We start from the raw sequence: 9,017 nt of genomic DNA on the forward strand, positions 1-9,017 counted from the left end.
GAAACCTATATGAGTTGCTCATAGAATGATGTAAATCCTCTCTATTTTTTGTAATAGAAACTAATGCTTTGATGATATTATTGAGGAAAGGTGTATATTTTCATTGATATGTAAATATGCACCTTTTCTATTGTATTTGCAATTTAATAAAGTTAATTTGAATTTATGTAACGCACATATATGAAGCCATCTTTAAAAAAAGGAAGTGATTTATCATACACATTCAAGCTGTGAAAATACCAAAGAATATCGAAAGTCATTTGTTTAAGCAACTTAGTAACTTGGTTTCAAATGAGAAGAAAGAACGAATGAAGCGTTTATTAAACTCATGTGACGTTAATAGGACCCTGATAGGGGATTTACTAATCCGATCTCTAATCTGCCAAAAGTATAAAATTAATAATGAAGAAATTAGATTTAAATATAATGAGTATGGAAAACCTTTTGTTGAAAATTTTTCTGACTTTCATTTTAATCTGTCACATTCAGGAGAATGGGTGGTTTGTACTACTGCTAATTTTAATGTGGGTATTGATATAGAAAAGATTTCAGAGATAGAGGCTCTTAAATTAGCAAAAGAATTTTTTTCAGCGGATGAATTTTATGATATATCTAATATGAATTCTGATGAACAAATTAATTGTTTTTTTGATTTATGGACATTAAAAGAAAGCTATATAAAAACGATTGGAAAAGGGCTTTATACCCCATTAAATTCATTCTCTATAAAAAAAGAATCACGAACTTTAATTTCATACAAGAATATACCTAAAAACTTTTACTTTAAACAATATAACATTGATCCAAATTATAAGTTATCTGCTTGTGCAACAAGGGATGAATTTCCGCAAGAGATAATAATTAAAGACATTTATGCAATTTGCCAAAATATATACAAATTTGAAAGTAAGGAGAAAATCAATGCAGAAGACTAAACTTTTTTGCTTTCCACATGCTGGGGGATCTGCGTTTAGTTACGCAAAATGGAAAAATCACTTTAATCCATATATTGAGGTAGTCCCGATAGAGTTAGCTGGTAGAGGATATAGAATTGAAGAAAACTTGTACCAAAGTATGGAAGAGGCAGTAAATGATGTCTACAATAAAATAGTTATGCAGATAGATGATTCGCCCTACATTCTATTCGGGCATAGCATGGGAAGTTTGATCGCCTATGAATTAGCCAGAAAAATAAAAGATTCTAAAAACGTATCGCCTGAATTTCTTGTTTTGTCCGGTAGAAATCATCCAAATAGTAAAATAAAAAATATCCGACATAATCTTTCTAATGAGCAATTTAAAAGAGAAGTTATTGCAATGGGAGGTACACCATCTGGGGTACTGCAATCAGAAGAATTAATGGAGATTTTTCTCCCTATTCTAAGAGCAGATTTTAAAATCGTTGAGACGTATATTCATGACAAAAATACACAACCATGTGATATTGATTTTCTTATATTTAATGGGGAAAATGATGAATTTACTACATATGATCAAGTAATAAAATGGGAACGATACACAAGTAAAACGTGTACTTTTCATTCTTTTGAAGGTAATCATTTCTTTCTAAATGAAAATATTGAAGAAATAGCAAATAGTATTAAAAGAAAGTTAGATTCTAAAAGATTATCAAATAGTTTTTAGTTTTTTAAGTATACTCATAGCTAACAAAGAAAAATATGAAAGATGAAAAATACAGGCATTGCTGAAATTTTATTGAATATATGCATAGAATCCTAAACGAACTGTTTAAAGGCAGAGACTCTAAGCAAAATGTATATGAATTAACTTTAGTTTAAGTTGGCTTTACCTATAATACCATTTAGAGTCTTTATTATACTTAGTACAAAGTACATAACAGTTAGGGATGCTGTATGTAAAGCTAATGAATATGTGAAGTGAAAAGGCCGACTCTTATAATTATGAGTGGGCCTTTTGGTTTTATGGATATCAAATTAGTGAGCAACATTTCAAAGGGTATCTTGTGATATGACTAAGTAGATTTTTTTAAACAAGGGGATGATGAGATGAATAAATTGAAGGGGAAAATTGCATTAGTAACAGGGGCTAGTAGAGGGATAGGTCGAAGTATTGCCTTACATTTGGCACAGGCTGGTGCGTTAGTCGTTGTTCACTATAGTAAAAGAAAAGAAGAAGCAGAAAGTGTAGTGGATAAAATTAAAAAAGATGGTGGTTCCGCATTTGCGATTCGTGCAGACTTAAGTACTTTTAATGGCATTAATAAATTGTATTCAATGATGGATCAATCTTTTCAAAAATATATAGGTGATACTACATTTGATATCCTTGTAAACAACGCTGGAATTGGGCAGGTGTTAACGTTAGAGGAATCTACGTTTGAAATATATGTAATGTTTAGATACCTAAAGGAGTCTACGTTTTTTTAGTAGGCTCTTTCTAGCTAATGATAAGGTACGAGCAAATAAACTATTTTGTCTAATTGACAAATAGAAAGTTTACATAACGTTTTTCTGGTAAACAATTCTGAGTCAAATAGTGTGATCAATTAAGTTATTTAGTCCTAAATCATAAGATTTTAATACAAAATACTATAATTTGATTAATAATAGTAGTGAAAAAAATATTAAATATATCTAAGTTTTAAAGCGAATATTAGAAACTGGTGTACCGCATTCTTATTTCAATAGCACATATGCAAGTATTAAAGTCCAGAACTCATCTGGTAGCGTTATGTACAATAAGGAAATTATGGGAAATAGACAACAAAATGCTGAAACCCAAACAGTACCTGTAAAAGAGGGAGATTATATAGAATTTACTCATATAGAAGGGGAAGCAGCAAAGGAAAAAACACGCGCGACTTTAACTAACCTTGAGAATGGAAAACAGGAATATATCGGAAAGAAAAGAACATATCGGGTTACATCTACAGGATTAATAAGACAATAAACGTATAAAAAAGTTGGGGGAATCCCCAACTTTTTTATCGTTTTAGTCAAGAAGATTCCTTCTTCAAGGAATGCGAAGTGAGTAGGTAGAGGTAAATTGGCTTCGAATAAGGTATGGCAGGAAGCTTTATCAATAAGTATGCAAATATTTAAAAAACTAATTTTTATACAAAAAGTGTATACTTACGACAAAAAAATTTACCTTAACCAACAGTTTTGCTTTTAGTAAATTTAAGGTGTGTAATTAATATACATTTTTTGAGGAAAACGCAGAATTATGTCAAATTATCTTTATTTACATGACTGTGAACGTGGTATAAAAATGAAGCATATCCAAAATTATTAAAGGGGCTGAAAAAATGATTAAAAAACTTATTATTGGTTCTATTGTTTTAGGAACAGCAATAGGAGTAAGTAAACCTACATTTGCTTCAACAAATTATTCTCCATCACAGTTTCAAGATAGGGGAGATGCCCAAGTTCAATCAATACCATCGCCATGGCAGTATTTAGGGCAAACCTCTAGGGAACTTCAAATTAAAACTAAGGATCCAAAAGTGCTTGCTTTTGAATTAGCAAAAGAAGCTCCATTTTACAAAGATGAATTAGTGGATGTGTGTTCTGCAATCTTAAAAGAAAATGTAGATGTAGTATATTGGACAAGTAAGGAATGGGCTAGATTTGAAGTAGGAAATTACGAGTTTAAACATGAAATGAAAATTTATAGAGATAAAGAACGTCAGCAATTAATTACTTCAATAGAATCATAAAAAAAGAAGCTATCTTTAGTAAGATATGCATCCAATAATGTAGACAGGAAAAGAGAGCACATAAAACTGTTGCGATATTGGAAAGTAAACTAAAAAAACAAGTATAATTACTTGTTTTTTTAGTTACAGTAATTATTTAGAAGGCTTAGCTTGTATATGTTCACATACATTTATTGGATAACCATAATCCTCTCTATACTATGATTGGGATACAAAAGCTAGAAAGGTATCAATCCATTTATTCTTAAATTGAATTAACATTCCTCCGTCATGGTAGGTTTCGTTATATTTTGAAAAAACACTTCACAAACAATATATATTACTTTATGGGAACATTATCAAATTTGAACGATATTAACAATGCTTTGTTGATAATTAGCTAAAAAAGTATTGTACGATTAAATGTATTGTGTTACATTTGTGTTACAAGGTTGTTACGAAATATTATAATTATTTCTATATCATTTCCTTTTGTTTCCTTAATGTTACGAAAGGTATAGATGTTTTATGTGTATAGGAGTGTGTGTAGTAAAGAGTCTGAGTTGAAAATACGTGCACACTTTAAATTTCCTTTCTGTCTGAATGAAGAAGACTACCAACTAATTAAAGGGTTCAAAGTAACAACTTTAAATAAAATGTGCTTCCTTTCCCACACACAATTTAGTACATATTTAAAGTACAGCCTAGTTGCTACACAGACTCTTGTACATATAAATATTAAGGTGAAATAGAGATAAGGATTTATTACATAATAAGCATTACTTAGCTAAACGTAAAAATATTATCTGTGCATTTTTATGAAATGTTAAAATGTCTAGATGATATTTTTTGAAGATTTCTTGGATATGTTTATGAATAACAATTTCTAATACTTAATGATTCTCTACTACTGCAATATCCAATAATTTATGTAATAGGATTTATAAGGTGTATGTACATTCACTTATATAGGGAAAATGAGGTTTTTCATATGAAGTATAGTTATAAAGTGTTTATATTTATTTGGACAATTATTTTATTGTTTTTTCTACTTTATTATGGTTACAGTGAAATTTCTGATACCAAGAAAGTGCAAGTTATAACAATCAAAAAATAGAAGTAAAGAATATTGAGAAAACCAAATGAGATAAAATAGATACAGTAGAAAGGCTACTACAGGAAGTAATTAATCGTACGAAGTTAGATGAAATATTGAAAAGAAAAAAATTAATGGAAAATATGTTGATTGCTGCTTGGGGAGAAAATTATAAATATCACAATCGGTATAAAGATATTCATGAGTTATTCAGAGGTTACCATTTACACTGCCTTAGGAAAAAAGGATGTGTTACCGAGACACCCTTAATATTTAAGTAACGATTCAAGCTAATAGATTACATAAAACCAGAGCGGATTGTGCATCGTCTTATTCGAACTATAAGAAACTATGAACGAACAAGTAAAGAGGGACTTACAGCAAACTGTAATGGTGAAACAGGAGGAGACGCATGGGTGTGGTGTTCAATTTGTCATGAAGAACATCCCGTTGCTGAATCCACCGCTTGCTTATTTTGTATCAATAAACTTATAGAAGACTATCATAAAGAGGTATGTATATTTTTTCGGAGATGCAGATGCATTTGCGAAGTAGAGAGGTGAAAAAATGCTTGTAAAATATCCACGAACATTGCATGTTCCTTGGTCGATAGGGGTAACAAGTGATGACCGTGTTCTACAAAATATGGACGGATAGAATTCCAGAAGGCTGGAGGATATGTGGTGAAAATGTGTATGCTTGTCATGGCATTCACTACACAGCACTGACGTCCTATTTTTATGTCTTTTCAATATAGAATGAGAAAAATGAATGTTTATCGTGGCCCCTATAATGAAAAGGTAATTCGTTCGTGCTACAACGGTACTTCACTCTTTGGAGGGATTCAGGAGGGGTATGTACTTAGATTAACGGATGCGTTTCACTATAATGATTTTTCAAAATCCATAGGGGCATTTGTTCGAAAAGACCATGTGCAAACTAATCAGCACTGGATGACACAAGCGGTTATCCAAAATAAATTAGCAAAATAAAAACACGCAATTCCAAATGGAACTGCGCGTTTTTTCTTTTTTTAGCATCATTTGACGTTCATGTATGGTTACTCTTATTAGAGAATATGTCCCCTAACCACGGAAAACTATTAATTTATTAGTTTTTATTCGTAACTTTTAAAGTATCTAATACGACTTTAGTTGTGTCTGCAATAAGCTTATCATCATATTCTGCATCTTTTTTATCATGATTAGAAAGGATGGCAAGAACAATTGGTTTTTTATTTGGTGGCCAAATAATTGCAATATCATTCCTTGTTCCATAAGATCCTGCGCCTGTTTTATCAGCTACTTCCCATCCTTTTGGTACGCCCGCACGAATCAACTTATCTCCAGTCGTATTTCTCTTCATCCAATCTACTAATAATTCACGTTTCTCTGTTGGAAGTGCAGATCCTAATGTAAATGATTGAAGTGTCTTAGCGATCGCTTCTGGTGTACTGGTATCGCGCGTTTCTCCAGGATGTACTTCATTTAATTCAGGTTCAAATCGTTCAGATTTAGTAACCGTATCTCCCGTTTCTCTCAAGATTTTTTCAAATGCGGATGGACCACCTAACTTTTTAAGAATTAAATTATGTGCCGTACTGTCACTATATCGAACAGAAGCATCTGCAAGTTCTTTTAACGTCATTCCTGTATACACATGCTTTTCTGTAATTGGATTATAATTAGAAAGGTCTTCACGCGTATACGTAATCCCTTCATCAAGAGCTTCTATTGAGTTCTGACGTAAAAGAGCTCCCGCTGCTAATGATTTAGATGTAGAGGCAAATGCAAAACGATCATTTGAATGATAAGCAATAGTTTGATTTGTACCTGTATCCAGAGCATAAATACCAAGCTTAGCATTATATTCTTTTTCAAGCTTAGCAAAAGAATCATGACCTGTATTTTCTTGTTTAATTTGCTTTATTTGTTTTGTTTGCTTAGGTGGTTCAGATGGAGTATTACTATTAGAACACCCTATTAGTGTTACACATGAAAGTAATACGACGGGTACAATCTTTTTGTAGGTAAAGAACTTGTTTAAAACGTACATGAATTTTCAACCTCTTTCAACGATATATGGATTTTGTTTTGGTATTTTAAATACCGATGTTAATTAAAGCGGGTGTTGGATACCGATACTTCTGAAGTTGAATTTTAACAGGCTAAGCAGAACCAAAGCGTTTATATGAATGAACAGTTGCTGTTTAGGGTGTTTCTTTTTTTATAGTTTACCCGTGAAAGTATTAAACTCGTAACATTTAAATGAAGTATCTCAATACACACTTTTTTACATCACTTTACTTTGGGGAATAATAAGTCCTTTCATATTTTTAGGGATACACATAATAGACACTCTAAGTAATAAATTTGTTCCATTTTAACTTGGTAAATGGTAAAGAAAATACAATGAATTGTAAATGAAATCTGTACGGGAATCTAGTACCGTATAGTACAGTGCATATGAAAAACTCCTCAATGCTATCTCTTAAAAAATAATAATTCTCGGCTTTATAAACTGTCTTTTCAAAAATATTGCGAACCTGTAAGAAAAATGAAAGGTAATTCAATATGAGATAAACAACCTTACTACAATGAAAAACAGAATCATTATTAAAATCATGAGATACGATATCAAGTTATTTGCGTGTTTAATACATTTTACCAAATATTCCAGTTTTAATAGGAAAAGTCAAAATGTAGACAAGTATCTTCTATCAAATCTCATTCTTAGTGTGTACATTTGGAGGGAATTTCTCATATGAAATTAGTAAAAGTAAAAGATCTTAGTTAGGAGAAAGATGAGAATGCTAACAAATTCTATGGGAAGGTGAAGAAAGAAGGTAGCGTAGGTCTATTCATTAAGAGTAAGCTTGAGGAGATTATATCAGCTAAGTTACTCTTTAGCGACACAGTTAATCCTGAGGGGATGAGACAATTACAAAAGAACAGCAAGTTGAATTTCACTTCTAAGAGGGGGCAGACGCCTCTCTTTTTTTATGTCGCAAATAGCATTAATTCGTTAAGTAATTTATATGAGATTATCTTAAATAAGTTAGTTAAGAAAGAAAAATAAAAGTGAGTAAAAAGATAAAAATATACAGGTACGTAAAAAATAAGGAAGTTGTATTTGCAAGTGTTTTAGTTTGGTGTGATATCAACCGTATTGGTAAAGATGAATATTACGTTCAAATTAATATGGATGGAAAAGGAGGAGTTTCAAAATCTATGGATGGTAAAGTGATGGGAAAGGAGTATGAATATACATTATCGGGTTTTGATAAGGAAGGTAAAGAAAAAGAGTTAGAATTTATCGCACAAAAGAATCTTCGTAAAGAAGCATTCCTACGTGTATATCATTTAGATAAAAAAGGTGTAACAGCTTGGGAGGAAGTGCAGGAAGATGAGCTTCCTAAGAAAGTAAAAGAAAAACTAGGTGTGAAATAATCATTTATTTGTGATGGTGGATTCTCCTACGTCGAGGGTTCGCCGTTTTTTTATTATATGTTATGTTGTAGTTTTTATATAAAGCATATTGAAAAGATAGGGTAAATCATCTGGAATGATACCTCCATTATTAATAATTTGTACGTTGACCTTTCCATTATTACTAAATCCATTTATATCAACAAATTTCCCCACATACCCCTTTGTACCAATATCTTTTAAAGTACGTATAAAAAATGCCCTTTATCTTATCTTTATCTTATCTTTACCTTATCTTTAAATTTTTATATTAAACTTAAAACCTTAAAGTATTGATGTTTGAGTCTAAAAAGGGCGGGAGATAGATGTTCATTACATAGTTTGTAAATAACCAATTACCTTTGAAAAATTAAATTTTTTATACGAGGAGGAATATATGAAGGATACAAGTAAAAAACAAATTATAAAAGTGTTCCTTATTAGTATTTTAGGCTTAGGAATAATACTTGGAATGCTATATTTTAATCATAAAACCAATATTCAAAAAAATAAAGCGCTAGCCACCGAAAAACGTGTATTGCAATATGAATCTACCTTGAAAAAAGAATTAGAAAAATATAATTTAGGAGAGAAAACAGCAGTTTTATTAGGAATTATGTACCAAGAGAGTAGAGGTGAGGGAAACGATCCTATGCAGTCATCCGGTGCGACACGTTTCTCTATAAGTACGTTAGTGCGAAATGAGAGTGTTGCCTAAATTTATTTAAGCAATAACAACTAATATATCGAGAGTTGGAATGAAAGCCGTCAGGTT

At 31.2% G+C, this 9,017-nt stretch carries 6 protein-coding genes and 5 pseudogenes; 9 read left to right on the forward strand and 2 right to left on the reverse strand.

Annotated elements, in window-relative coordinates; all coding sequences use genetic code 11:
• Window positions 1-230: 230 nt before the first annotated feature.
• The 5 genes and pseudogenes from ACS2CR_RS27005 to ACS2CR_RS27025 all read left to right on the forward strand — a co-directional run bounded on the left by ACS2CR_RS27005 (window position 231) and on the right by ACS2CR_RS27025 (window position 3,700).
• A complete protein-coding gene (locus tag ACS2CR_RS27005; protein WP_000701216.1) occupies window positions 231-935 on the forward strand; it encodes a 4'-phosphopantetheinyl transferase family protein in 705 nt (234 codons plus the stop codon).
• Window positions 922-1,644 (forward strand): thioesterase II family protein, encoded by a 723-nt coding sequence (locus tag ACS2CR_RS27010; RefSeq protein ID WP_001172935.1) that lies wholly within the window; start codon window positions 922-924, stop codon window positions 1,642-1,644. Before ACS2CR_RS27005 ends, ACS2CR_RS27010 begins: the two co-directional genes overlap by 14 nt.
• A 383-nt stretch (window positions 1,645-2,027) precedes the next feature.
• Window positions 2,028-2,369: pseudogene (locus tag ACS2CR_RS27015) on the forward strand (SDR family NAD(P)-dependent oxidoreductase); the annotation flags it as partial.
• A gap of 253 nt (window positions 2,370-2,622) precedes the next feature.
• A pseudogene (locus ACS2CR_RS27020) lies at window positions 2,623-2,931 on the forward strand (putative mucin/carbohydrate-binding domain-containing protein); the annotation flags it as partial.
• A 358-nt stretch (window positions 2,932-3,289) separates the two neighbouring features.
• Window positions 3,290-3,700: a hypothetical protein gene (locus tag ACS2CR_RS27025; RefSeq protein ID WP_000592188.1), complete on the forward strand. Its 411-nt coding sequence runs from the start codon at window positions 3,290-3,292 to the stop codon at window positions 3,698-3,700.
• Window positions 3,701-3,898: 198 nt separating this feature from the next.
• Here ACS2CR_RS27025 and ACS2CR_RS27030 read toward each other — a convergent pair.
• A pseudogene (locus tag ACS2CR_RS27030) lies at window positions 3,899-3,985 on the reverse strand (DUF2278 family protein); the annotation flags it as partial.
• Between the two features lie 1,141 nt (window positions 3,986-5,126).
• Here ACS2CR_RS27030 and ACS2CR_RS27035 point away from each other — a divergent pair.
• Both ACS2CR_RS27035 and ACS2CR_RS27040 read left to right on the forward strand, forming a co-directional pair.
• Window positions 5,127-5,270: a hypothetical protein gene (locus tag ACS2CR_RS27035; RefSeq protein ID WP_153580215.1), complete on the forward strand. Its 144-nt coding sequence runs from the start codon at window positions 5,127-5,129 to the stop codon at window positions 5,268-5,270.
• 72 nt (window positions 5,271-5,342) lie between these two features.
• Window positions 5,343-5,767, forward strand: a pseudogene (locus ACS2CR_RS27040) (RNA ligase family protein).
• A 118-nt stretch (window positions 5,768-5,885) separates the two neighbouring features.
• Here ACS2CR_RS27040 and blaIII read toward each other — a convergent pair.
• Window positions 5,886-6,830 carry a class A beta-lactamase BlaIII gene (gene blaIII, locus ACS2CR_RS27045; protein WP_053512808.1) on the reverse strand — a complete coding sequence of 315 codons (945 nt, stop codon included), beginning with the start codon at window positions 6,828-6,830 and terminating at the stop codon, window positions 5,886-5,888.
• A gap of 1,037 nt (window positions 6,831-7,867) precedes the next feature.
• On the opposite strand from blaIII, the gene ACS2CR_RS27050 reads away from it, so the two are divergent.
• Both ACS2CR_RS27050 and ACS2CR_RS27055 read left to right on the forward strand, forming a co-directional pair.
• Window positions 7,868-8,224 carry a YxeA family protein gene (locus ACS2CR_RS27050; RefSeq protein ID WP_042890813.1) on the forward strand — a complete coding sequence of 119 codons (357 nt, stop codon included), beginning with the start codon at window positions 7,868-7,870 and terminating at the stop codon, window positions 8,222-8,224.
• Between the two features lie 415 nt (window positions 8,225-8,639).
• Window positions 8,640-8,906, forward strand: a pseudogene (locus ACS2CR_RS27055) (lysozyme family protein); the annotation flags it as partial.
• Between the last annotated feature and the right edge of the window lie 111 nt (window positions 8,907-9,017).

The sequence above is a fragment of the Bacillus cereus group sp. BceL291 genome, assembly GCF_051776705.1.
In the GTDB taxonomy this organism is placed as follows: Bacteria; Bacillota; Bacilli; order Bacillales; family Bacillaceae_G; genus Bacillus_A; species Bacillus_A cereus.

Excerpts from the sequence above, each read along its gene's own strand:
- ACS2CR_RS27010 (WP_001172935.1), top strand. The coding sequence starts at position 922 with ATGCAGAAGACTAAACTTTTTTGCTTTCCACATGCTGGGGGATCTGCG.
- ACS2CR_RS27025 (WP_000592188.1), top strand. The coding sequence starts at position 3,290 with ATGATTAAAAAACTTATTATTGGTTCTATTGTTTTAGGAACAGCAATA.
- ACS2CR_RS27035 (WP_153580215.1), top strand. The coding sequence starts at position 5,127 with ATGAACGAACAAGTAAAGAGGGACTTACAGCAAACTGTAATGGTGAAA.
- blaIII (WP_053512808.1), bottom strand. The coding sequence starts at position 6,830 with ATGTACGTTTTAAACAAGTTCTTTACCTACAAAAAGATTGTACCCGTC.